Consider the following 24246-nt stretch of genomic DNA (forward strand, 5'->3'; position numbering starts at 1 on the left):
CGACCCCTGGGGCAACGTCACCACGCGCACCTCCAGCAGCACCACGGCGGCCCTCTCCTACGACCACCTCAACCGCTTCGTGGAATGGAATGCCGGCTCCACCAACCACGAATGGTATGCCTATGATGCCAATGGCAACCGCGTGCTCAAGCGCTCGACGAACAGCAGTGGCACGACCTACACCATCTACCCCTTCGGCCTGCAAGAGCACCTCTACAGCGCCAGTGGCAGCAACCTCTCCAACACCTATTACTACTTGCTGGGTGGGCAACTCTTAGGCGACCTGACCGCCAACGGCACCTATTTCTTGCTCACCGATGCCTTAGGTAGCGTGCTTTCCGAGATCACCTGGGCGGCAGGTGGCGCCTCGGTGCAGGCCAACCAATTGTTCGGTCCCTATGGCAACACACGCTACAACCCTGGCACCTTCAACACCGCCAAGGGCTTTACCGGCCAGTACAACGATCAACTCACCGGCTTAGATTATTTCCACGCGCGCTACTACGACCCGGTGGTGGGCGTGTTTCTCTCGGCGGACCCCGTACAGGGCAACCTGGCCGGCCTGAACCCCTACGGCTATGTGGGTGGCAACCCCGAAACCTATACCGATCCCTCCGGGCAGATGTATGTACCGGACCCAGGTGGTCAGGACCCGGGAAACCAGTGGCAGCACATTCTCCACAACTATGCGCCTCCCTCCGGCCCGCAGAGTTCCTGCGGCTCACAGAGCCAGTTGGACTGTGGCTGGGTCTGGTATCTGGTCCATGCCCATGCCAACACCAGCATCCAGGTTCCGGCTTCCACCTTGACCGGCGTCGGTTCGGTCGCCTGTGTGGGTGGGCGGCTAGATGTAGGGGGAGGAGGGTTTGCGCCGGCGGTGGGCATTGGCGGCATCACCTTTGGCATCGACATTGGGGTGCAAGGCGGCTTGAGCTTGCCATGTGGAGGAGGCACCGGTAGCGGCAGCATCCAGGTGACGGGTCAGGGGAGTGCTGCCGCCCCGGTAGGGGGATGTCTGACCCCAGTCTGTTTTGGGGAACCAAACGGCTCAGATGAGAGACCGGCCGAGGGGGGGAGCAGCGGGCAATGCGGCCCCTGCCGCCGATGAGGGATGTAGCTTTAGCGCCACTACTAAGGTAGCGACCGCGCAAGGTGAGCAGGCGATTGGGACGATCCGGCCAGGAGAGGAAGTTGAGGCCTATAATCCCCAGACCCAGCACATGGAACTCGAGCCCATCCTGCATGTGTGGATCAACCACGACCACGACCTGGTGGATCTGACGCTGACAACAAGCAAGCCAGCGCAGCATGGCAAGCCTGCGACCAGGACAAGCGAAGTGATTCACACCAACCAGAAGCATCCCTTCTTGACCAGGGAAAAGGGGTTCCTGCCGGTGGGGCAGATCAAATTGGGGATGCATATATTGCGGGCCGGTGGCACGTATGGGGTCGTGACGAGGTGGAAGAGTGTGCCTGGGGCCAGCGTGATGTATAATCTGGAGGTCGCACAGGATCATACCTTCACGGTGGGGAATGGGCAGTGGGTGGTCCATAACTCGGACTGTTATGATCTAGCCGCCAAAGCAGATGAGCTTCTGAATCAAGGGGGAAATATTAGTGCAGTCGCCACTTCAAATGTTAGAACTGCTGCAGGTGATATCATTACCGCAACAAATTATTCCCCGGGTGAAATAATGATTGGAGATACTCCTGCAGTAAGAAATCTATGGGGAGGGTGTTGTGCTGAGACCCATATTGGTGCTCGAATTGTGGAGGCACTAAGGAATGGAGGGGCAGTCGAAGGTGACGAAATCGTGATAGGATTACGCCATGCGGGAGACATCGGCCCATGCGGAAATTGCGTCATTAACTTATATACGCTGGCACGGGAAGCCGGTTATACAGTTAGAGTAAGTTTCTTTGACGGTTTAGGTTTTAATGTATGGACTTTTAATCCATAGTATTGAGCCCAGAGATGAACTTGAATGTGGCAGTTTGGCTTCTTCCTACTTGGCAGGCCCAATTGAGGCTCGGGCCTGCCAATCGGTTCGATTTGCTCTCATCCAAATTAACTATGGAGGCAAGAATGACCATCGACGAATCCTTAAAGACGTTGCTCATGCGTGATCAATGGGAACACTTCGCACACTCTGAATGTGAGCAAGTGGCTCGTGATCTTGATCGTTTGTTACCTGCTTCTTTCCATTTTTGTAAGGTTGAAAGATGTGTATTAGGTGATCAGCAACACCAGGTCGCGTTCTTTGAATGGGAGGGGTCTCCAGAAGGATACCATCATGCGTTTTTCGCCTTCCTTCCAGGAGGCGAGGTGACACTGGGCTATGATCGCGAACAACCGTTTGTGCCTACTCAAGAGCAATCGAAAAGCTGGAGCGAGGAAACAGAGGCTATGTTTTCCCTCTCGCTTGAAACCTTCCTGGATCAGGTAATGACGCCTCTTCGGCAGGTCAGCATCCAGCCGTTGCTTCTGGAAGTACTTGCTACGCCCCTGGCTCCCCCACCGATTTTTGATGAGGCTCTAGGTGCCTCGGGCGGGTGGAAACGTACGATGACGCCCATTTCTTTTGAAGAAGTCCTGGTGCGCATTTCCAAAGAGGGATTTCGTTTCCCCACCTCCGATGAATGGGAATATGCCTGTGCTGCTGGTTCACGGGCGCTCTTTCGCTGGGGAAACGCAACTCCTGGGTATGCGCCTCCTCTGCTGGGAAAGAAGAGGAAAGTGATTGGGTGGGATCTGCATCTGCGACAAAATGCTTGGGGGTTGTTCATTGCTCGCAATCCTGCTCATTGGGAATTCTGTATGGAGAAAGGGATCATGCGTGGAGGAGATGGGGGCCAAACCCTGCATGCAGGAGCAGGAACTTTTGCCGCATGGCTGACGTTAGCTTCTGCTTTCTCTCAAATATGGAATCAGCAAATCATCTTTGATGCCTATCTCAGGCGGGCTTTTCCTCTGGTATAAATAACTCACTATGAAGTGGCTGAAAGAACCTTTCACATTTCTTTCACCCACTAATCGTAACGAGTACATGAAATGAGCCAGGGAAAGTGCTGAGGCGAAAACTGCCTTTCTCAATTCAGCACTGTTGTGGTCACGTGACCGGCCGCGCCTACAGTGGCACCACCTGACCCAATGGTATGCCAGTAGCAGCAACCAGAACCATATCTTCACCGTGGGGATGGGGCAGTGGGTGGTGCATAATTGTGGAGGTGATCCTCCGGCTGGCTGGGAAAAATTGGATTACGGTTCTGATAATAAAGAAGGAGTGTCGGACTTTACACACATCGATGCGGCAGGAAATAGATTGGAAGTAACGTTCTATCACAATTCAGGAGAATTGCAAATCGCATGGATGGATTCACTTAGTCAGGTTAAAAGTCAACTTCCTGCCCTCGTCGATTGGCTTGGTGGTGATGTAACAACAGTCAAGGGATACATTTCAGATAACTTTGCAACTCACTTTTCACCGGTGTCGCGTGGAATAATGCTTGTTAATAGAATGTTCTCATCGGTTTTAGAAGGGTCTGGATTTACACCAGGTAGCATCGAAATCGAATCAGGAGGCAAAATGTGGATCGTTTTTAGCAGGTGATGGAATAGGGTAAAGAAATTTTATCCAAATTGATGCTGCTAAAAAGTAGGGCTTGACAAGCAGTGTCAATTTGGATAATGCCTGCTCCCAGTAGAAAATATAATCATAATAAAAAGGCTGAACTATATATTTCAAGATGCAAGATAGCATGCTATGCTGATGTACGCAGGCGAAGGAGGCATATCTTGGAAACTTCCCCAATGGATTCCTCTCCCCTAGAGCGTTATGGACACAATTTGACCCATATAGCACGCCAGGGAGTATTTTCTCCACTAGTAGGCTATGAGATATGCGTGTCACGCATTTTTGAGACTCTCCTCCGGCGGGAGAAGACCAACAGCAAATACAATCCATTGCTACTGGACCTTGATGGGATGCAGCGATGGCGAGTAGTTATCGAAGTGGTTCGTCGGATGACTGAAGGTGAAGCATCTAACCCTTTATCCACCTGGCAGGTCATTGCTCTCAACTATGAGGCGTTGTTTGCCAATATTCCCACTTCTCGCAGCAGTTATTCATTCGTATTACCAGAGCAGTCTTCGCCAGATGAAAGCCAATGGGAGGCGGATCTCGCTGGCCCTGTGTCGGAGGATATATTGGAACAAATGTTTGTCAAATACTGCCCTGGAGGATGGTGGCCTTCTTTAGAGAAATGGAACACTCCTGATGTGGTTCTTTCCCGACTTCAGGCGCTTTTTCTAGCAGTGCGCCAGCTAGAGGAACAGGTGGTGTTTTTTATCAATGATTTCCATCGGCTCATAGGAAGAGAGTGGGAACACTCTCCCATCGATGCAAGTAACTTGCTCAAACCGCTATTGGCACGGCGGGAGATACAACTGATTGGTGCGTGTACACCAACTCAGTATCAACATTCAATTGAAGGTGATGCAGCTATCTCGCGCCGAATGCAAGAAATTTACTTGCGGCCTGATGAGGAACTCGGAAAAGCCTGAATGTCCTGCAATAGGAGAATGATCAACGGAGAAATGAGTAAATGATAAATCATCTGCAAGTGAGAATGGCGGAGGTTGGAGAGGAAGTATTGAAGGACTGTGTTACTTTCTCAGCAGGACTACGATAGGGAGCGAATGGGCAAGGCGATGATTGTTAGACAATGCTCAGTTCGGAGAGGGTTATGCAGTACATGTCGTAACAGAGTATAAACCTTGCGATGAATGGTGCGGGCCGCATCTCGGAACCTGGGCGATGGAATTACAGCAGACCGCAGAAGCTAACGGTGCAAATGCTGGATTCTTTGTTTGGTATCATGAAAATGGGGGGATGCTTAGCCTCTTCTATCCTTAGCGTAGAGTCGACAAGAGGCAATACCAGGATAAAAACGACAAAATTGAAAAATGCCTCCAGGTACCGAAGCAAATCGTCTTAGAATATGATGACTATCAATGGTCAGACATAATAGCAAAAAGGACAGAGCAATCGCACCTAATTTATCGAATGATCTCTGGAAATCGTCATAGCTAGCTGTCTTTCAACGCTACAGAGGAATGCATCCCTCAGGTGGATTCAACATTTAGAGGCATTTATCCTGGGAAAGAATACTTTAAAGGACGAATATCTCTCCTACGAGGTATACTAAAGTAATTCTACGTCAGCGTGTCACCTTAGCTATAAGAGACTGATGAGTCCCTTTAGATGAGTGGTTTTCAAGGAAAAATGAGCCATGTTAGATAATGAAATACCGGTCAAAGTGCTCTATACCATGTATCAAGAAAACATTTTCTTCGATATTTTCCTCGATTTTCAAGTGTATCCTGGACTCTACGACCATGTGACGATCCTCCAGGATACCTGGAAAGGAGAGAAGCTGTATTATAATCTGGACAGATTTCTCCATCCTGACGTAAGTATTGATGCCAAAGACCTGGATGGCATCATGATCAGTGTCTGGAGTAACGGATTTCTCTATGCTGGTGGAATGTGGCAGGTCCATTGGTCTGCTGAGAGGAAACATTACTTTTTGACAGACATCTGTGCTGCCGGACTGGAATTGATAGAAGTTCGTACCCTCTTATCCCAGCAGGAATACCAGCTAATTGGGCAGGCCATTCAGCTAGCATTTGCGTATTGGAAAAAGAACTATCCAGATACTATTTTTACTCTCGATGAATGTGAGGAAATAGAGGGGCATACCTTTGAGTTGCATCGCCGAGCTCTTTCCAGCGAGCAACTTGATTGGCGAGAAGAGAAAACCTGGCACATCGTGATGAATCGTTTTACGGACGAGGGTCCCAACCCAACAAAATGTCACACGTTAGTCCGCTATCACCCGGAGAGGCCAGCAGAGGCGTCCTTGACGGTCGAGGAAGCCTGATTTTTCACGAAGCTCTTGTCAGAACGCGCCTGCATTGCTTACAAACAGAGGGGAAAAATAACCTGATTTAGACTCCCCTTGACAAACCATCCATATAAAAGTTACTCTATCTAACACGGATATATCCGCAACTGATATATTGAAACAAATCTTTCTGAAAAGAACATTGATGAAATTTTCCTGAGAGGAACCTTACTATGTCCATTAAAGCAGTTGTTTTTGATATCGGCGGAGTACTGGAAATTACACCCTCGACAGGCTGGGTTGAAAAATGGGAGGCGCAACTTGATCTGAAGCCGGGGGAGCTGCATGAACGACTCGCGGACGTGTGGAGAGGTGGCAGCCTGGGCACCATCGCGGAAGAGGATGTTCAAAAGCGTACCGGCGACATCCTGGGGTTGGATCAGGGGCAAGTCGAGGCGTTAATGGCCGATCTATGGGAAGAGTATCTTGGCACTCTCAATAGTGAACTTGCCGACTACTTCGCCGGCCTGCGCCCGCGCTATCGAACCGCCTTGCTCAGCAATAGCTTTGTAGGCGCCAGGGGCAAAGAGCAGGAGCGTTACCATTTTGCTGATATATGCGATCTCCTCATTTATTCTCATGAGGAGAGAGTAGCCAAGCCGGAGAGACGTATCTTTGAAGTGCTCTGCGAACGTCTAGGCGTGCTGCCGCAAGAAATAATCTTCCTGGATGACGTCGAGGCCAACATCGCTGCCGCTCGCGAGTTTGGTATCCATGCTATCCTCTTTCGAGAAACCAGGCAGGCCATCGCAGACATTCAGTTCTGCTTACAAAGCTCTTGAACTCCTGTCATCAATGTTGTTCGATACATATTGCGCAAAGACGAGCATATTCTGAAAGGAAACGACTATGAAAGCAATGACCCCCCATCTCGTGCTGGCTCCCGATGCGGCTATTGATCTGCAAATGCATACTACCTTTAGCGATGGCACCTGGTCGTCGGAACAGTTGATCGACTACCTGGTGCATGAACAATTTGGCCTGGCAGCTATCACGGATCACGACCGGGTGGATATCACCGCCATGCTGCAACACCTCGCGGCGGAGAAACAATTGCCGTTGCTGACCGCCGTAGACACGAAGTTCCCATTGATGGCCTTGAGGTCTATTATCCTGTCCATACACCGGAGCAGATTGCTATGTACCTCGATTATGCCCATACACATTACCTGCTAACCAGTTCCGGTTCGGACTCCCATGGCCCGCAGAAGAAACCCATCAAATATCCGGCAGAGCTGAGCCGCCGCCTGCTCGAACACCTGGGTATCCAAATCTCGAAGGCCTGAAGACCTACCTCCCACCATACATCAGCAGCACTCCCATCAAATCGAAGCCGAGCGTCATCATCAGCACGCATAAACACACCATTAACACAATTCGCTGCCACCTGTTTGTATGATATGCAAGCCTGGCATTGACAATGGGGTCTCGCCAACTATCAGGTTCTGATACGCCCATCCGTATAGGGTAGTGGCGTACCCTTGTGGCCGCCCTGGAATACAAACTTATCCTCGTCCCATCACACTCTATAAGTTGATCCGTGGAGGGCTGCGCGTATCCACCGGCAGTGATTGGCCCGCTCAGGTGACGAAGTCTCCTGTTGACGCTCATCACGCGGTCGCTGATCGCCTGCTCGAATGCGGTATGTAGTTCCTCTTCGCCAGGAGCGCGAAAGATGGATTGAACGGCTGCCATTGGAGTCGTCGCATACTGATCTTCCCACTGCGACATGGGATCAGCAATATATTCGATATTCAGACCTGTGCCGGACAGTTTTGGCATCACGCAATTCATCGTCTGTACCCTCCTCTTTACGGCGAGAGGGCGACCACCAGGGTACGCCCTTACCAGGCCCCGAGATGCTCTCTCCTGACTTACCATTCTTTCTGCTATCAAGCATAAAGGAAATGGTTGCTGAGTGCATGGGTCATGTGTCATATTCATTCGTTCGTCTTGATTCGTTCGTCAACTCAACCAGCCTGTCCTGGTAAATTCATCTCAGGTCTGTTATACTCATGGGTGTGTACGTTCAATGTACAAAGTTTTTGTATATCACCATCTGTGGAGACTGCCGGGTCACCCATCTAAAGGAAGCAAGCCAAAAGTCCTTTTTAAGCCTTCTTTTGCATTTCTGGCCGTTTCTAGAACATAGATATCCTTGATTTTACAAATACGTCTGGGATATCAAGGACTTTATCAATGCGTTTGGGAGATCGGACCGTGCGGCGTTTTCATCCATCTGTATTCGGCATACTCCTGCTTATCATTACCTTCCCCTGGCTCCTGGTATCTGGCGGTGCATTGGCAAACCATCCCCCAGCCCCTACCAACCCTGTAAGGACAGCGGCCTGTCCCTGTCCTGGTCGGAGTACGGGGATAGGAACAAGCCGCTGTCTCTACAGGGCCTGTCCTCTACAGCTTGACCGCCGGCTTCCCGTCCAGACCTTCAACAACAATAGCAACTTCAATGATGCCAACGCGAAATTTGGTTCGCGTTTTGACTTTATCATTTCGCCCGGCACCGATTCCGTGCAAAGCGGCACCGGCGGCCTCTTTCATGACAATAGCGCCAGCTATATTGTGGGCATCGCTCCCGGTGGCGAACATAGCACATCGATTTTTCATATGGGCAGGCTCAACGCCGCGCAGGGAGATAGCTACATGCTGAATGAACGCTGGACGCTTGGACTGGATACGAGTCGCTGGGAAGGGGACGCCAGCGACGGATCAGGCATGCACATCACCGTGGACTTCATCGACTCCTTTTTGGGCGAACCTGGCTGCACATTTATCTCCAATTGCGCCCGTTCCGTGCAGGATGACACCGTGCCCGTCCTGCTTATCGGGATCAGCCTGCAAAACACGAGCCACAAAACGCGGACCGGCAAATTTCTCTTCGGCAGCAATCGCCCTCTGTCCTCTGGTGATAATGGCTGCGTCCGGCACACCACGCCTGGTGGCACCGTCGTGAATGTCCTCTCATATGCCACCGGTTCCGATACAGCCGGCGGCACGCTCTTCCTGGCAGGAAATAACGCGCAATGGCATTGCAACACTGCTATTGCCGACCGCGCCGGCCTCTCCTGGCACTACAGCATCGGCCCGGCACAAACTCGCACAACCTATATGCTCATCGGCGGCTGGAACCCCAGCCAGAATCTCTTCATCAATACGCAGTTGCCGCCCGGCTGCCAGGGCGAGGAGATGTACGCGGCGCGCGAATGGGCTTCTATCAATCAGGTAGTGGATTTCGCCATCGACAATCTCTCCAGCGGCGATAACCTGTTGGGGCGCGCGCAGGCAATGGAGAACATCCTGATACAAAATAATGTGCTGACACCTGTGCAGCGCTGGGTAATCGCCGACTCGCTGCGCAGCTACAAAGCCAATACCTGGCTCGTAGGGCGGCAGGACTGCGCCGGAAACGGCTACGACGCGGCTGTCTACGAGGGCAACGCCGGCTTCCTCTCCACCGTCGATGTGCTGTACGATTATGGCTACTTCGAGATCAACCGCGTGCCCTGGTTCTTCCGCGGCGAGTTATCCACTGTGTTTAAGAATGCCACATCCGATGCGTTTGGCGTGTACTTCCAGCATGATGCCGGAGGCGACGTAGCCGCTAGCGGCGCTTGTGCGATAGTGGGTCATGGCACACCAACTATTCGCGCCTCCTGCTACCCCTCGCTTTTTGGCGGCTCGCCAATGCCAACCGAGGAAGATTCCAACGTCGCGCTGCTGGCCGCTTACTACGCCAGTCTCACAGGCGATATGTCTCTATTAACGGATAACAACCATGCCAACATGACATTGATCGACGGCGCCATGCTGCACAACCAGGCCGTAGGCGATCCCGCCACCGGCATTGCCTATAACTTCCAGGACACCAACACGACCTTTGACGACGAGCAGGATTGCCTGCATAACAACACCCCCGGCGCAGGCAACCTCTACTATCAAGGTCTCAAGGAAGCCGGCGCTTACCTTGCTACCGCCTTTCTCGATGGGCAGGTCGCGGGAGACAACAATGGCAATACCTGGAAGCGCGATGCCGCGAAAATCGAAAATGCCATGCTGCGCGAATATAAGACGCGTGGCTTCATCCCGCTCGCCGAGAACAACAACGCCTACAGCAATTGTGATGGGCGTTCGGTAACCCTGGGCGACGGCCTCTTTTACCTGTACCTCACCGGCCAGGATAGCGCGGTGAATCCCACGCTTTTACATGACCTCGCACAACAATATCCGGCAGACCTCAGCGCCAACACCCTCTCTTCACCGTCAATGATCGCCCTCGAATCCACGCGGGCCAATAATGCTTCATGTCCAGGCAGCGGCTGCCCGCGCTACGAATGGTTCAGCAAAGTCATGCTTTCGGGCATCGTTGCCGATCTCATCTATACGCAGCATGGATGCGCATCCTGCAAGCGCCTGGATGTGACAGACGCCGTATTTCAACTCAACGCGGGCTTCCCCCAAAATTTTGGCGAAGGCCTGCGCGATACCGGGCAACTCTGGCCCGGCAACTACTATCCACGCGGGCTGATTAGCTGGGCGTTTTTGGACGCGGGGTATTAGACCAGCTTTTCCCAGACATCATTCCGCTGCAAACAGGCATAAAGGACGGCCACCCCAATGAGCGGTACAAAGATGCGCGGGTCCTTGCCGAAAAGACCCAACGGAAAAGTAAAGGCATTGCCGACCCGGCAAAGATCTTCCTCACCGGCTGGTCGAATGGCGGCTACCTGACAACGATACCCGCTGCACACCGCGCCAGATGCAGGTCTATGAAGCAAAGATGAAGCAACTGGGCAAATCCATCGAAGTCCATTGGTTCGACGCTGGTCATGGCACATCCAGCGTCGAAGAGCGCATCAAACATCAAGAGTTAATGCTTGATTTTGTGTATCGCCATATCCTGATGAACTTTGACGACCAGACAGGGGAATGAGGAGAAGCCAGTAGCAAGGGAGTGGTGATTTTAAAGAAGAGGTTATATTTTTCTTAACGCTCAGTGCCTGCCTGTACAGGCGTAACAAACAAGAGTCATCCCCAATCTTCGAGGAGCCATGGAGAGGGCGACCACCAGGATACGCCCTCTCCCCCCAATTCGGGATGACTCTTATTTGTTATGCCCGCACATCCTTGCGCTTCAGGAAGTAAGCGATCAGCAGGCCAAGTACGACGATCATCGCCGCCAGGAAGAACCAGCACAGCAGCAGGTGCGCGACTGCCTCTCCCTGGCTGTGCGTCGCGAACAGCGTGCCCTGGAATGAAAAGGTGTCCCCGTTGATGCGGTCCCCGTGAATACCTATTGAGGTCCCCATCGCCGCCATCGACCAGCGCGCCGCGAAGAAACCGGCAATGAATTGCATGATCGGCCCGTTGATCTCGAAGATGATGCCGGAGAAGATCACCTGCGGGATCAGGATGATGGGCACAAAGCTCATCGCCCGGTCATTGTTGGGCACCAGCGCCGAGATGGCTAAGCCCAGCATCAGTCCGGCCAGCGATGTCAGCGCCAGCGTAATATAAATCTCCAGCGTGACTGGCAAGAAGACGCCCTGGTGGAATGGCGCGACGACAGCCACCATGATCACCAGGATCGCGCTTTGCAGCAGGCTCAATGTTCCCAGCACGGCTATTTTGGAGAACATATAGGGCACGATGCCCAGATTCACCGTGCGCTCGCGCCTATAGATCGGCGCTTCCTTCACGATCTCGCGCGCTCCATTGATGGTGCCGAACATCACCGCCGCGAACGCCATGATAAACAGGTATTTCTGCGCATCCTGTCCTGATCCGGGCAGAATCACATCTTGTACCGCCTGTATTGGCGTTTTGCCGGGAAAGTTTCTCTGCAAGACTACCTGTCCCTGCGGGCTGTTGAAAAAGTTCAGCACATCCTGGCAGTTTAGCGAGTTTGATCCCGCTTTTTGCGCGATTGGCCTCCCGTTTATGTTTGGGCACGTCGCAACGCTGGTTGCCGTGAAGGTGTTACCTCCGCCTGAAAGCAGCATCAGGAACAGGATCAGGCCGATGACCGGCGCCTGCAAGAGCAGGATCAGCAGGTTGCCCGTGTCGTTCTTCAGCAGTTCCAGGTAGCGCTGTGAGAGCAGCGAGAACTGCTTCCACGGGTTGCCGCGCTTGGGTGGCTTGACGGCGGCCGTTTCTTGCGCCGTGTTGACGCGAGCGGCAGGTCCCGTGTTCAGCGGCCCTATCACGTACTTCTGGTAGTCCGGTGAGGCCTTGAAACGCGCCTCGGCTTCGGCGGGAATATTGGGGTTCTCGTCGGTCGGCTCGAGCGCGCTATAAATTTCGGCGAAGTCTGTTTTGCCGAAGTAGGCTTTGGCGTCGTTGGGCGGCCCATAATAAGCCAGGCGACCCCCCTGCGCCAGGAAGCAGATGTAGTCGCAAGTGTTGATGTTATTGGTGGCGTGCGTCACCAGTATAATAGTATGTCCCTTGTCGGCAAGATTGCGCAACAGGTACATCATCTTGCGGTCGAGGCCGGGATCAAGGCCCGATGTCGGCTCGTCCAGGAAGAAAACGCTCGGATTGGCGAGCAATTCAAGCGCAATCGACACGCGCTTGCGCTGGCCGCCGGACAGTTTGCTGACCAGCAGACCGCGGCGGTGCTTCATCTCCACATCTTCCAGCACCTCCGTAATACGCTGCTGGATCTGCTCCTCGGTAAAGTCGTCGGGCAGGCGCATCTTTGCCGTATAGTAGAGGGCGCGTTCGACGGTCAAATCGCGGTGGACGATGTCGTCCTGCGGCACATAGCCCAGCTGCGTGCTGAAAGCGGCCAGGTGGTGATAATAGTTCTGGCCGTTGTAGAGGACGGCTCCTTCCTGCGCGGGGCGCAGGCCGTTGAGCGCATCCATGAGAGTAGATTTGCCGGCGCCGGAACCACCCACCAGGGCGACAAATTTGCGCGGGGGAACAACGATAGAAATATCGTTGATCAAGATCGTTTGTTTGTTCCCCACCTTCTTCAGGTGCAGCGCATCGATACGAATGCCACCGCTCTCATCATGCTGCGTCAGTTCTGTACCCGTGAAGGTCAGCTTATAGGGACCAATACGAATCTCGTCTCCTGGACGCAGCACCTGGTTCGAGACGCGCTGACCATTGACATAGGTATGATTGGTACTGCCGAGATCCGCGATACGATAGCCTTCAGCAACCCGTTCCAGGCGCGCGTGGTGGCCCGAAACCTGTGGGTGTTGCAGCACCACCATATTATCAGGCGCGCGCCCAAGCGTAATCACCGGAGCGCCCAGCGGGATTGGCCGGATTTCCGGCACAATATCCTGCGTAGCGCCACTGCCGTCATTAAATGCCAGCGTCACCAGCGTCCCATGTTCATCGCCGATACGGAAGATATCCCCGCGCGCCAGTGGTTTGCGGAATTGCTGATCCCCCCGGATGTGACGGCCCTGGTACAGCAGGCCATTCAGCGTCTTTCCCCGCGCGGGATGGGGATGAACCAGCACCAGCTGGTTGCCCTCACGCACAATTTGCGCGTGGAAGCCCGAAACTACCGGCTCATTGATCACGATATCATTCGATGGATCGCGCCCAATATTTATCACCTGTTTTGTCAGCGCGACCGCCTGCTTATCGGGATGCACATTTGAGCTCACTTCCAGCGATGGCAGGCCTGGTACAGCACCACCGGCAGGAACACGCTGGGTGCCCGATGGCGCTGCCTCCGTAGCAAATCCCTGCTGTCCTCCATATGGTGGAACCGGAGTTGGCGCGGCCTGCTGCGGAACCCCCGGAGTGGAGCGGATGGCTTGCTGCTGCGAGGACGGCGTGGGCGGGTACGCAGCGGATGACGAAGGAGCTGGCGTCGTGAGAAATTGAAAGGTTGTGCCGGCCCCCAGACCAATCGTATCGCGATCAGAAATGGTTGCCCTCTGCACGTTCTGTGAATTGACAGTCACAATGTTTTGTGGCGATAGTTTTTCAATACTCCATTGCCCCCCGGCATATACCAGTCGAGCATGGTGTCGTGAAACAGATGGGTCGCTTACCGAAATATCATTAGTAGGCTCGCGTCCAATCGTAATCTCGGGCTTACTGATCGGATAAACACTGCCTGCCAGCGGTCCGGTAAGAAATCGTATTGAAGCCAACCCTGGAAGATTATTGACGACGTCCATAGCCAGTTCCCTCGCTATTCTAGGGCGACCGGTAGAGTGCGGATTGATCCAGCACGTCGTGCGCCCCTGCCCTACACGGCTCTACCATGCCGCCCTAAACGGTCTTTCGACATTGGATTGTTGGTAGAACCTGACCAATGAAAACGGTTCATTATGTAAACCGTCGCCTATTATACTGTAGCGCTAGATGGCTGGCAAGTAGGGACGAGCCGCTGTCCCTACTGTTTATGCAGTGTAATATTTCCTGTACCTACGTCCAGCTTCAATTCCGCCGCGGAAGCTGGCGAGCCGCCAATAAGCGGACCGTCATAGGAGGCCGAATTATCGCTGCTGGGGATGGTGAGGCCGAAAGCAGTACCGTTGATCGAACCTGTATTGGTAGCAGCGTTCAGCGTGATATTGGTGACGGCCGGCAGTGTCACATCCAGGTTGCCTACCTCAGCTTGAAACGTATACCAGGGATGAGGATTGTTATCCGAGGTATTCATGCATGGAACAAGCGACGTCCCGGTGCTGGTATCCAATGTTCCATTGAACGCCACATTCCCTTGATTGACGCGTAAGCAAGAGCCGGCGGCCAGCTCTACCTGCTGCACGTTCAGGTTACCGGCTATCGTTGTGAGATTGAAAGTGATTGATGCGCCGGAAGTCCGCGGTAAGGTAAGTGTGATATCGACAGAATCGCCGCTATTGTTGCCCTGTTTAGGGATGCTGGCATTGATGGTTACATCTGATTTCACAGGTTGTTGCACCGAAACATTGATGCGGCCAAACTCGCTATTAGCAGCGCTGGCGCTGCTGGCCGTCACCTTCTTGAGCGTAGTCAGTGTTGGCGCCTGCACGCTTGAACTGACCGCCACATTGATATTGCCAACCTCGTTTTGAATCTGCACCAGCGTGAGATTGGAGGTAGGCAGCAATTGCGTATGCGACTGGGTATAGGCCTTGCTGGTAATGCCATTCAGCACATTACCTCCCAGCGGCGAGCGCAAAAACGTGACAATCAGGATAATCGCGATCAACCCCAGCATGATCAGTCCGCCAATGCAGCCGATAAGTACGGCAGAACCAAAGCTACGACGGCGCGGCGCAGTTTGCCGCCCTGTCGCAGGCGCGGCCCGTCGACGTCCCGGCCGCCTTTCCATCTCCTCCCATTCCAGGTCGCGTTCGCGGGTGCGGGCTGCCCGCGGCGCTGCATATCCAGGCCCCGGCCCGGCCTTCATTGTTGTCCGTTCAGACGGTGCTGAAGGATCACGCGCACCAGGCCAATCTTCCTCGCCCATCTCCTCAGCATACATTTCAGGCATAGCGGCGTGCGCGCGGTAGCCCCGCGAGGGTACATCTCCCCTACCATAATTCTCTTCATAAGGAACTTCTGGAGAAAGAGGGCGCTGTATCGACCGGCTCGTATTCTGCGGCCACGTGCGTGAATCAGCTGTACTCCTATCTCTGGACTGAGCCGGATACTGGCCCTGTGCCCTGCCGCGAGTATCCGGCTGGGAGGCAGCCCTGTTCGCATCACTCGCCTTCGATTGGCGCGCCCGTTGTTTGAGCCGTTTGAGCCGTTGATATGCCTCGTAAGAAGTTTCTCTTACAGGTTCGTCCCACGGGCCGCGCGTGCCGGAGTTATCTCTGCTCATAGCCGTCCTTTTCGCTTAGAATGACAGGCCCCAGATCGTGTCATTCTGAGCGCAGCGAAGAATCTGTGCCTCGGGTCGCCGGGATTCTTCGCTGCGCTCAGAATGACACGGCCAACTTTGTTCATCAGGTATTTCAACCGCGCCTTATCAATTCATACGGGGAAGACTTTCTTCCCTCCATAAGAAAGGCGGGCACAATTGCAATAAGACACACAATACCGGCGGCCAGGAAGATAGAGGTAAACACCTCGTGTGCCGCGAAGGTCACATATTTCAGATACGCGGTCGTATAGGCCGGGCTGAGTACGGTCGTTCCCGGCGGGGGCCGGAATGCAACCAGCAGATCGTGGAATTTGCCCAACCCCCAGGAAGTGAGCGCCGCGAGGCCTAGAATCATGCCTACCATACGCAGAACCGTCACCGTCGATGAGGCCATGCCCATCTGCCGCTTGTTGGCCGCGTTGATAGCGGTCGTGCTGATCGGCGCGATAACCAGCCCAAAACCCAGACCGCAGATAACCGTGCTGGTGGTAATCTGCAGCCAGCCCACATTGGCCGGCCAGAGGTGCATCAACCAGAAACCCAGAGCCGCCGGAATCAATCCCACTATGGCGGTCAACCGGCAGGTTATGCGCCCACACAGCCACCCACCTATTATAGCACCTATAGGAATCATAACCGTGAGCCGCAGCAAGGCAAGGCCGCTATCGATAGGGCCTCCTCCCAGCACCGTCGCGACGAATAAAGGAATATCGACCATAGCGATAATCAGCGCGGCCCCCACCAGTAAACTCACCAGCGAGGAAGCGGAAAAAGTTGCGCGTTTGAAAAGCGAGAGTTCGATGAGGGGCAAGTTACGACGCTCTATCATCACTTCCAACACAATGAAGATTGCCAGCAACAATAGAGCGATACCAATAAGGACAGGATTGTTCTCTATTGGAGCCTGGTTGCTCGCCGTGCCTGTTATACCGGTCGTAGATGTGATCGCTTCTTGCGATAACCCCAGGCTCAGGCAGATCAACGAGGCTCCAAGCAGCAGTGCGCCCAACCAATCGATACGAACGCGCCCCCTGCCAACTCTCGCGGCCCCAGTAGGGGCAGGGGAGCTTGCTCCGCCCTCGGCCACCGCGGATGGCTCCCCATCCGCCACACCTCCCACCCCTACCCGGTACGTCCCGGCGGGAACAAACAACCAGATCGCAATCATCAAAACAAATACAATCGGCAGGTTGATGTAAAAGATAGCCTGCCAGCCCCAGTTCTGCACGATAACCGAGCCATAGAGCGGCCCCAACACGCCGCCTGTTTCGGTCACCATACCGATCAGACCCAGCGCCAGGCTGCGCTGCTTTTCGCCGTAATAATCGCCTGCCACCGCCATAGCGATAGGGATGATGGCTCCTCCACCCGCCGCCTGCACAAAACGCGCCGCGACCAGCCATACCAGACCCGGTGTAAGCATGTTGGGATCGCTAAAATCACCCGGCGCGGCAACATTGATGCCGATGTGCTGCAAGAAGCTGATATCGATATTGTCCCCAAGTATGGGAGCAAGACCGCAGAAGAGCGAGCCGAAGCCAAAGATGCCCAGGCAGATAAGAAACACACGCCGCCGTCCATAGATGTCTGAAATGCGACCCATGAGCGGCATCGCAATCAGATAGCCGAGCAGGTAGCCGGTAATAATCCACGCCGCGCGATCCAGCTGCGTCGTGGAAATTTGCAGATCAGCAATGATGCTGGGCAAAGCGGTCACGACAACCGTTTGATCGAGAGCGGTGAGAAAAACAGCGCTACATGCCGCCAGCAATGCCAGCAGTGCGCTATCACGTTGTAATGCGAGGCGCTGCATATCTCTATTCTCTCCTTGTATGGTTTTCCTACGCTATCGGCGCTGGTACTCGGAAAACACCCGGCGGTGGCGAAATAGTGATTTGCTCGTTAAACTTTGAAAGTTTCAGGGTGCGAACGGTCTTAGCTGTATCGCCCTGCGCTGCCACTCCTTTTATAATGATCTGATAGGGAAGGTTGTCGCTCTTGCCGATGCAGGTGGTTACATCGTCAAGCGTTCCCGCGGGCGCGCCCCCCCCCGTGATACCCGCGAGATATTTAGGATCGAGTTTTCCGTTGAAACTCCAGCAATCCTTGCCATCAACCTGCGATGATGTAGGTGTTGTCGGGTTCTGAATATGGCCTATAATCGCGGAAACGCCCGTCTGCGGGTCCGAAAGCGTGCGAGGATCGAGCAGATTCGTAGTGGGCTGCCAGATGCCCAGCAAATTAATGTATTGCTGGCTGCCGATGGCGATGATCTCCACCGGCACGACCGAACCGGCTACCAGCGCTTTCGCATTGGCATGCAGCTTATCAGGCACCACTATATCGCCATCAGCGCTCTGAATTGGCAGCGCACCGCCGGTACCGGGATTCTGGATCGCAAGATTGAAGTGATATGATTTGACTTTCTGAATCGCGGCCTGCGAATTTTTAATCAGCGTATGAACATCCGGCGTCGATGAACCACTACCCCCTCCACAGGCTGCCAGTACGAGCATGAACAGGATCGCGAGACCAGGTATATAATATGCCGGGCGCAGCTGTTTTGCCGGTCTATTTTGTGAAGAAATCTGCCGTCTATGCATGAATAGCTCCTTTATAGTGCAAACAGGCTCTATTTTAGGAAACGTTTGGAAGAGAGGCAAGGTTCTATTCTAGTAAAAACCAGTATTATGAACTCAGCCTGATCAATCCTCGCTGCGCGGCTAATGAGACGGCCTCAGTACGATTGGTGGCACCCAGCTTGCCCATAATAGAACTGACATGAAATTTGGCCGTCCGCTCGCTGATCGTCAAACGAACCGCGATTTCTTTATTAGGCATCCCCTGCGCCAGCAGCGCCAGCACCTCAAGTTCGCGCTCGGTAAGCGCCTCGAAAGGAATATCCTCGTAGGGACGACCACGAGCGCGATCCATCGATTCTCTACTATGGTCGCCCGTTCCGCTCTGAATCGCGCCCGGTGTCCTGTTGAAATTACCGGCGCCCCTGTGTTGCCCCATATGCCTCAAGAGTTTCGAGGCGACCACCGGCTGTAGCAGCGAGCCACCCTGCATAGTGACGCGAATGGCATTGAAGATATCTTCGCGGGGCGCGCCCTTGAGCAGGTAGCCATCGGCCCCCGCTTCCAGAGCCGAGATGATACGCTCATCGTTATCAAAAGCCGTGAAGACGATGATACGAGGGGCGGTTTTTTGCCGCCCCTGCGCGCTCTGTTGCCTGACGCGCTGCCGCAAACGACGAATCGTCTCGACGCCATCGATGACCGGCATTTCCAGGTCGAGCAGGAGAATATCGGGCTGCAGTTCGAGCGACAGGCGCAGGGCTTCTTCGCCGTCAGCCGCCTGTTGTGGCGTGCCGATTACCTCGAAGTCCGGCTGCGTCTCCAGGACAGCGCGTAATCCTTCGCGCACAATAGGGTGATCGTCGGCAAGCAAGATGCGAATCATTGTGAACTCGCTCCTTCTCCTTTCGTCTTACCTGAGTGCGAAGCACCGTCCGCGGACGAGCGGCGCTGGTAGGACGGATCAGTACCAACTCCCAGCGGCACGCAGGCGGCGATGCAGGTGCCCGCGCCTGGCTCGCTCTGGATACACAGCACTCCCCCAAGCAACTTCACCCGCTCGCTCATACCCGTCAGGCCAAAATGATTCCCTGACTCGCCTTCGCCGGAAGATGACGTCACCTCGTCGGGATTGAAGCCGCGGCCATCATCCTGAACATACAGGCAGAGTTCATCGTCCTCGATGCTGAGCGCGAGCGATATATGCTGCGCGCCAGCATGTTTATAGGCGTTGGAGAGCGCTTCCTGGGCGACGCGGTAGATACCGGCTTCCAGGCGCGGCGGCAGCATAGGAAAATCACTGGCCGGTATTGAGCGATATTCGACCTCGATGCCCGGTATGGCAGTTTCCCGCGCCAGCGCTGCCAGCGCTTCGGACAACGTATGCCCTTGCAGTGGAGCTGCCCGCAGGTCAATAACGGATCGCCGGGCCTCCTCAAGGTTCTGGCGGGCCAGCGCCAGGGCGCGCAGGATAGCCTCGTGCGCTCGTTCTGGCCGCGACGTTACCAGCAGATCGGCGGTTTCAAGTTGCAGCGTAATTGCAGCCAACCCCTGGGCGAGCGTGTCATGAATCTCGCGCGCCAGCCGGTTGCGTTCCTCGATAGTCGCCAGGCGCGCGGCGGACCGTGTATGTTCGGCGGAAAGGCGAGCGCGCTGGATGGCAAGGCCAATCTGGTCTCCAATGATGTGTAGCAATTGCAGCTCTTCCTCCGCCAGTTCGCGCCAGTCTTCACTGGCAACATTCAGAACACCAATGGGAGTATCGCCCGCGTAGATGGGGATGCTGGCATGGAAGCGCAGTCCCAACGAAGAGGGGTCCTTATCGCGCTCGGCATTTTTCAAGCGGCTGCAGCGCAGGACGTTGATATTGGCCGCCCCCTCCAGGTCGCCTGCCAGAAATGTATCAAGGCACAGGCAAAATCCGGTCATGCGCTCCGGGTGATCCGCGAGATACGGTGGAAGAGCCTGGGCAGCGGCAAGATAGGGCGAGCCTGCCTCATCCAGCAGCCAGACCCAACCCGTCTGCAAGCCGAGCAATTTGGTAACCTGCGCCAATACTTCCTGCAAGGCTTCATGCACATCGACCTTGCGATTCAAGTGACCGGCAATGGCATAAAGAATCGCAAGGTCGCGATTGCCGCGCAGCAGCGAAGTCATCGTTTCCTGCTGTTCAGGAGCGTCAACCTGTGGTGATGAAGAATCTCTTTGTGCCGTGATGTCTTCTGGTTGAGTAGCCATGCTCCTATTGTATAACTCACCCAGAACGACCGCAAGGGCATCACACGTGAGGGCTTTCAAGAAACCTGCTGACCAGTACTGCCGCCTCTTCCTCATCCCCATTTGCCACCCAGACAATCCTCGTATCGCGACGAAACCAGGTCAGCTGGCGCCTGGTAAAATCGTGAATAGCATATTTCAGGCGCTGCACCATTTCATCTTCGCTCGCATATTCTCCCCGTAACAGGCGGCTGATAAAGCGATACTCCAATCCCAGCGCTTCAAGACGCTCGTGACTTACGCCTTGCGCAAGCAGATCGCCCACCTCCTGCACCATACCCTGCCGCATGCGTTCATCCACGCGAGCATCGATACGCTGGTAGAGGATATCCCTCGGCCACTCGATACCCAGCAGCAGCGAGCGATAGAGGGGCGCGGATATCGCCCTTTGCTGGGAGAAGGGTTTGCCCGTGATCAGGCAGACCTCGAGCGCGCGAATGACCCGGCGCGGGTTGCGGCGGTCGATTGTAGCGGCGCTTCGCGGGTCAAGCTCCTCCAATTGTGCCAGCAGATCAGGCAATGGTCGCGACTCGAGTTGCGCCCGCAGTTCCGGCTGCGGTGGCACAGGGGGAATATCCAGGTGGTCAACCACAGCCTGAATGTAATGCGGCGAGCCACCGACGAGGAACGGTTGATGACCTCGTGCGACGATATTAGCAATGGCGGCGTTAGCCTGCTGCTGAAACTGTGAAACGGTATAGATCTCGCGCGGATCGGCAACATCCAGCAAATGGTGGGGCACAAGCGCGCGTTCTTCAGGCGTCACCTTGGCGGTGCCAATATCGAGTCCGCGATAAACCTGGCGCGAATCGGCAGAGACAATCTCGCCATCAAAACGCCGCGCCAGGGCTATGCCCAGCCCGCTTTTGCCCGACGCCGTTGGCCCAAGTATAACAACCAGGTCTTGTAGGGGCGGGGGCGAAATTGGGGTGGAGTGGGAATCTTTGTGGTCGTCCGCCTCCGGGGATATCATACTCATGGAATGGAATAGTTCTGCGCGATCAGCATATCGGCGCGCCGTACCAGCAGTACGACCACAGCTATGCCGAGCGCGATCAAAAAGATTGAGATCAGGCCATAGGTAAGGCCGTTCGCCAGCGCCAGCCCAAGCGCCGCTCCGATAACAACCGCAAACGCCATAATTAAGCGCCGCACGAGCCGCGTGGCCAATATTACGATCTTAAAGATACGATTGCTTACGCGCGGAGCCGTACCAACCGTGGCTCCAAGGGCCGCGACGAGCAGCATGATGAAGAGTTGCAGGGGCGGCGCCGCCGGAAATGCCAGCATTTGCCAGGCGCCCTGGCTTAAACCCAATGCCGCCAGCGCCAGCGCCAGGCCTGTACAGGCACGATTCAGCGTTTCGAAGGTATTCCAGGTGCGTTTCCAGTTGGCAATAATTGCTCCCAGCGTCGTGAACGGCACCAATCCGAGCAAAATTATCCCGAACCACGCGCTGGGCGGCAGGAACGATACATGCGCCAGCGGCGGAAGATGCGCCAGGAACAGGTAGAAGAATGCCGCGCTCATAAAGGCCATAGCAAATGTCAGGCCATAGCCCATCCCGGCACGTTGCCGTGTCGATGCTTTCAACGGCTCCCACCCGCCACTACCGGGCAGCCCAAATTTTGTCTTATACTCGCTGTCTCTCGCGCTCGCGTAAGGGGCGTTCGCCTGCATCGTCGCCTGGGGCGCCATTTTCGCGGCACTTCTGCCTGTAACCACCGTGGAATCCAGCATATCATCGTCTTCCTCCGGTAGCGAACCCTGTGCCTGCGCTCCTCTACCGCGTACCGTTGTCGTGTTCGTTGTATAGCCCAGAACATCTACCTCTACCGTGACGGGAATCTCTCGCTCGCTGTTGGCCGGGATAATGTTGATCGTTCCTGTATAGTGCGTCGAACCACGCAGGCGTGTGGTATCGACGCGCACGCGAACAGGCGTGCTCATGCCGTCGAAGCTGCTCGTGTCGATAATAATCCAGGATTCCACGGGACGAATTGTTCCACTGACCAGCGCGCCCCGGTCTCCCGCGATTGTAAGCAATATTGGCGCCGACAGCCCCGGATAGACCTGCCCGAAATCAATCGTTTTGGGCCGCACGATGACATCGTTTCCTGGCTCGCGCGACCTACCCCCACGGCTCCCGCGCGTGCCGGGCAGCGTGATGCGCGATCTTGTGCTTGTGGCCAGCGTCTGACCATTGTCGAGGGCCTGCATGCCCGATTGTGTGCGTGTATGCGCGCTCGGCCCCATCACAGCCTGCAGGAAGCGGTTGACGGCCATTTCGGGATCGCCGATGGTCGAGCGAATGCGCCGGGCAGTACGCGCCAGTTCCGTCGCCCCTATCTCTTGCAGCCAGGACTCGATCTCGCCATCAAACAGGTACTCCGCCGCCTCTTCCGGGAAGTGCGCGCACAGCTCGGCCAGCTCTTCGGGCGTCGTGGCCTCGCTGCCGGTCTCAAAATGGAAGGTGCCTACCCCCAGCAGGGCGCGCCGGAAGACCACGATGCTTTCGTAACGATCTTCCGGTCGCAAGGCCGTGGCTTTCTCCAGCGCGCGCGCGACCGGCGGGGATATCTGCGGGAATTTTTGATGCACGTTGCTCAGCCCGAAACCACTGTCCGGCAACTGGTAGGTCATCAGCTGGAACAGCGTCATCGCCAGCGAGTAGATATCTGAACGCACATCAGTCTGCGCGCTGCCATACTGTTCAGGCGGCGCGAATCCAGGCGTTCCCAACAGTTGTGTATCCTGCGAGCTGCTGGCGCGGAAGAGACGCGCGATGCCGAAATCGATCAGCTTGATGCGCCCGCTGCGCGTCAACATGATATTGCCGGGCTTCATATCGCGGAAAATCACCGGCGGCTGCTGGCTATGCAGGTATTCCAGTACATCGCAAAGTTGCCGCGCCCATCCCAGCACGCGCCGTTCCGAAAAGGGGCCGCCATTCTGCTCCAGTAGATTCTCCAGCGTATTGCCATCGATATACTCCATCACCAGGAAGTGACGCGAACCCTCGGTGAAGAAATCGGTAAAGGCGGGCAGGTTGGGATGATTCAAACGCGACAGGATTCTCGCCTCGGCCAGGAAATTCTGGATTGCCTGCGCCTTCTCGTTCTCCTGTACGTTTGAAAGGCTCATTTCTTTGATGGCACACAGGTTGTTCCGCGGGTCTTTCGCCTTCGTATCGCGCGCCTGGTAGACCGCCGCCATGCCGCCATGCCCGATTGTCCGCATGATGACATAGCGCCTATGCAGCAGGGTACGCGGGTCCAGTTGCCCCGTCTGCGTGCTTGTATTGTCATTACCATTATGCCGGCTGATGATGGTAGTCCCTCGTCTCTCTCAAGATTGCCCTTCAGTATAGCATACAAGGCGCGCTAGATAGAAGTCCTGTTTTTGTGAAGGCTCCTTCCACTTGAGCATGACACAATCCAGGGACTTGTATGGCGATACGCTCGGGCATACATTTATTATAACGTAATTCCGCGTTGATTATTGAAAAATATAAACATGAACGACTCGCTACATACATTTGCTCGCATAGAGCAGACAGATGTTCTTAACAGG

20 protein-coding genes are annotated in these 24246 nt (G+C 54.9%); 10 read left to right on the forward strand and 10 right to left on the reverse strand.

Annotated features, from left to right (window positions below; genetic code table 11):
• From VFA09_07535 to VFA09_07570, 8 genes are all read left to right on the forward strand, one after another.
• On the forward strand, nt 1–1108 hold a 1108-nt coding region (locus VFA09_07535), incomplete at its 5' end, for an RHS repeat-associated core domain-containing protein (protein ID HZU67114.1).
• The gene (locus VFA09_07540; GenBank protein ID HZU67115.1) at nt 1053–1961 is read left to right on the forward strand and encodes a polymorphic toxin-type HINT domain-containing protein; all 909 of its coding nucleotides are present in this window, start codon (nt 1053–1055) and stop codon (nt 1959–1961) included. The genes VFA09_07535 and VFA09_07540, both read left to right, overlap by 56 nt.
• Nucleotides 1962–2086: 125 nt before the next feature.
• Complete coding sequence (locus VFA09_07545; GenBank protein HZU67116.1) at nt 2087–2980, forward strand: hypothetical protein; 894 nt, start codon at nt 2087–2089, stop codon at nt 2978–2980.
• Between the two features lie 232 nt (nt 2981–3212).
• A complete protein-coding gene (locus VFA09_07550; GenBank protein HZU67117.1) occupies nt 3213–3611 on the forward strand; it encodes a hypothetical protein in 399 nt (132 codons plus the stop codon).
• A gap of 185 nt (nt 3612–3796) precedes the next feature.
• Nucleotides 3797–4564, forward strand: a complete 768-nt coding sequence (locus tag VFA09_07555) for a hypothetical protein (protein ID HZU67118.1) — start codon at nt 3797–3799, stop codon at nt 4562–4564.
• 728 nt (nt 4565–5292) lie between these two features.
• Nucleotides 5293–5943 carry a hypothetical protein gene (locus VFA09_07560; protein ID HZU67119.1) on the forward strand — a complete coding sequence of 217 codons (651 nt, stop codon included), beginning with the start codon at nt 5293–5295 and terminating at the stop codon, nt 5941–5943.
• Nucleotides 5944–6140: 197 nt separating this feature from the next.
• Entirely contained in the window at nt 6141–6749 is a 609-nt protein-coding gene (locus VFA09_07565) for an HAD family phosphatase (protein HZU67120.1), read from the forward strand.
• Between the two features lie 67 nt (nt 6750–6816).
• On the forward strand, nt 6817–7143 hold the full coding sequence (locus tag VFA09_07570) for a hypothetical protein (GenBank protein HZU67121.1): 327 nt from the start codon (nt 6817–6819) through the stop codon (nt 7141–7143).
• 114 nt (nt 7144–7257) lie between these two features.
• Here VFA09_07570 and VFA09_07575 read toward each other — a convergent pair whose 3' ends face one another.
• Entirely contained in the window at nt 7258–7761 is a 504-nt protein-coding gene (locus tag VFA09_07575) for a hypothetical protein (GenBank protein ID HZU67122.1), read from the reverse strand.
• A 405-nt stretch (nt 7762–8166) separates the two neighbouring features.
• Between VFA09_07575 and VFA09_07580 the strand changes: the two genes are divergently transcribed.
• On the forward strand, nt 8167–10542 hold the full coding sequence (locus VFA09_07580) for a glycoside hydrolase family 52 protein (protein HZU67123.1): 2376 nt from the start codon (nt 8167–8169) through the stop codon (nt 10540–10542).
• Here VFA09_07580 and VFA09_07585 read toward each other — a convergent pair.
• Entirely contained in the window at nt 10539–10760 is a 222-nt protein-coding gene (locus VFA09_07585) for a hypothetical protein (GenBank protein ID HZU67124.1), read from the reverse strand. The two genes, VFA09_07580 and VFA09_07585, sit on opposite strands and share 4 nt — an antisense overlap.
• A 2-nt stretch (nt 10761–10762) precedes the next feature.
• Between VFA09_07585 and VFA09_07590 the strand changes: the two genes are divergently transcribed.
• A complete protein-coding gene (locus VFA09_07590; GenBank protein HZU67125.1) occupies nt 10763–10915 on the forward strand; it encodes a hypothetical protein in 153 nt (50 codons plus the stop codon).
• 178 nt (nt 10916–11093) lie between these two features.
• On the opposite strand, the gene VFA09_07595 is transcribed toward VFA09_07590, so the two are convergent.
• The 8 genes from VFA09_07595 to VFA09_07630 all read right to left on the reverse strand — a co-directional run bounded on the left by VFA09_07595 (nt 11094) and on the right by VFA09_07630 (nt 23913).
• A complete protein-coding gene (locus VFA09_07595; GenBank protein HZU67126.1) occupies nt 11094–14135 on the reverse strand; it encodes an FHA domain-containing protein in 3042 nt (1013 codons plus the stop codon).
• A 218-nt stretch (nt 14136–14353) separates the two neighbouring features.
• Nucleotides 14354–15775, reverse strand: coding sequence for a hypothetical protein (locus VFA09_07600; protein HZU67127.1), 1422 nt, complete (start codon nt 15773–15775; stop codon nt 14354–14356).
• Between the two features lie 133 nt (nt 15776–15908).
• Nucleotides 15909–17630 (reverse strand): MFS transporter, encoded by a 1722-nt coding sequence (locus VFA09_07605; protein ID HZU67128.1) that lies wholly within the window; start codon nt 17628–17630, stop codon nt 15909–15911.
• A 28-nt stretch (nt 17631–17658) separates the two neighbouring features.
• Nucleotides 17659–18420, reverse strand: coding sequence for an LppX_LprAFG lipoprotein (locus VFA09_07610; protein ID HZU67129.1), 762 nt, complete (start codon nt 18418–18420; stop codon nt 17659–17661).
• 85 nt (nt 18421–18505) lie between these two features.
• Nucleotides 18506–19282 carry a response regulator transcription factor gene (locus VFA09_07615; GenBank protein HZU67130.1) on the reverse strand — a complete coding sequence of 259 codons (777 nt, stop codon included), beginning with the start codon at nt 19280–19282 and terminating at the stop codon, nt 18506–18508.
• Nucleotides 19279–20634 (reverse strand): GAF domain-containing sensor histidine kinase, encoded by a 1356-nt coding sequence (locus VFA09_07620; protein HZU67131.1) that lies wholly within the window; start codon nt 20632–20634, stop codon nt 19279–19281. Before VFA09_07620 ends, VFA09_07615 begins: the two co-directional genes overlap by 4 nt.
• A gap of 40 nt (nt 20635–20674) precedes the next feature.
• Nucleotides 20675–21652, reverse strand: a complete 978-nt coding sequence (gene miaA / locus VFA09_07625; GenBank protein HZU67132.1) for a tRNA (adenosine(37)-N6)-dimethylallyltransferase MiaA — start codon at nt 21650–21652, stop codon at nt 20675–20677.
• On the reverse strand, nt 21649–23913 hold the full coding sequence (locus tag VFA09_07630) for a protein kinase (GenBank protein HZU67133.1): 2265 nt from the start codon (nt 23911–23913) through the stop codon (nt 21649–21651). Before VFA09_07630 ends, miaA begins: the two co-directional genes overlap by 4 nt.
• Nucleotides 23914–24246: the final 333 nt, after the last annotated feature.

Source organism: Ktedonobacteraceae bacterium, assembly GCA_035653615.1.
In the GTDB taxonomy this organism is placed as follows: domain Bacteria; phylum Chloroflexota; class Ktedonobacteria; order Ktedonobacterales; family Ktedonobacteraceae; genus DASRBN01.

What these genes read in the sequence shown, in the direction of transcription:
- VFA09_07630 (HZU67133.1), bottom strand. Translation starts at nt 23,913, where the DNA reads ATGCGGACAATCGGGCATGGCGGCATGGCGGCGGTCTACCAGGCGCGC.
- VFA09_07610 (HZU67129.1), bottom strand. Translation starts at nt 18,420, where the DNA reads ATGCATAGACGGCAGATTTCTTCACAAAATAGACCGGCAAAACAGCTG.
- VFA09_07595 (HZU67126.1), bottom strand. Translation starts at nt 14,135, where the DNA reads ATGGACGTCGTCAATAATCTTCCAGGGTTGGCTTCAATACGATTTCTT.
- VFA09_07540 (HZU67115.1), top strand. Translation starts at nt 1,053, where the DNA reads ATGAGAGACCGGCCGAGGGGGGGAGCAGCGGGCAATGCGGCCCCTGCC.
- VFA09_07545 (HZU67116.1), top strand. Translation starts at nt 2,087, where the DNA reads ATGACCATCGACGAATCCTTAAAGACGTTGCTCATGCGTGATCAATGG.
- VFA09_07580 (HZU67123.1), top strand. Translation starts at nt 8,167, where the DNA reads ATGCGTTTGGGAGATCGGACCGTGCGGCGTTTTCATCCATCTGTATTC.
- VFA09_07575 (HZU67122.1), bottom strand. Translation starts at nt 7,761, where the DNA reads ATGAATTGCGTGATGCCAAAACTGTCCGGCACAGGTCTGAATATCGAA.
- VFA09_07600 (HZU67127.1), bottom strand. Translation starts at nt 15,775, where the DNA reads ATGAGCAGAGATAACTCCGGCACGCGCGGCCCGTGGGACGAACCTGTA.
- VFA09_07565 (HZU67120.1), top strand. Translation starts at nt 6,141, where the DNA reads ATGTCCATTAAAGCAGTTGTTTTTGATATCGGCGGAGTACTGGAAATT.
- VFA09_07615 (HZU67130.1), bottom strand. Translation starts at nt 19,282, where the DNA reads ATGATTCGCATCTTGCTTGCCGACGATCACCCTATTGTGCGCGAAGGA.
- VFA09_07620 (HZU67131.1), bottom strand. Translation starts at nt 20,634, where the DNA reads ATGGCTACTCAACCAGAAGACATCACGGCACAAAGAGATTCTTCATCA.
- VFA09_07605 (HZU67128.1), bottom strand. Translation starts at nt 17,630, where the DNA reads ATGCAGCGCCTCGCATTACAACGTGATAGCGCACTGCTGGCATTGCTG.
- VFA09_07570 (HZU67121.1), top strand. Translation starts at nt 6,817, where the DNA reads ATGAAAGCAATGACCCCCCATCTCGTGCTGGCTCCCGATGCGGCTATT.
- VFA09_07590 (HZU67125.1), top strand. Translation starts at nt 10,763, where the DNA reads ATGAAGCAACTGGGCAAATCCATCGAAGTCCATTGGTTCGACGCTGGT.
- miaA (HZU67132.1), bottom strand. Translation starts at nt 21,652, where the DNA reads ATGAGTATGATATCCCCGGAGGCGGACGACCACAAAGATTCCCACTCC.
- VFA09_07560 (HZU67119.1), top strand. Translation starts at nt 5,293, where the DNA reads ATGTTAGATAATGAAATACCGGTCAAAGTGCTCTATACCATGTATCAA.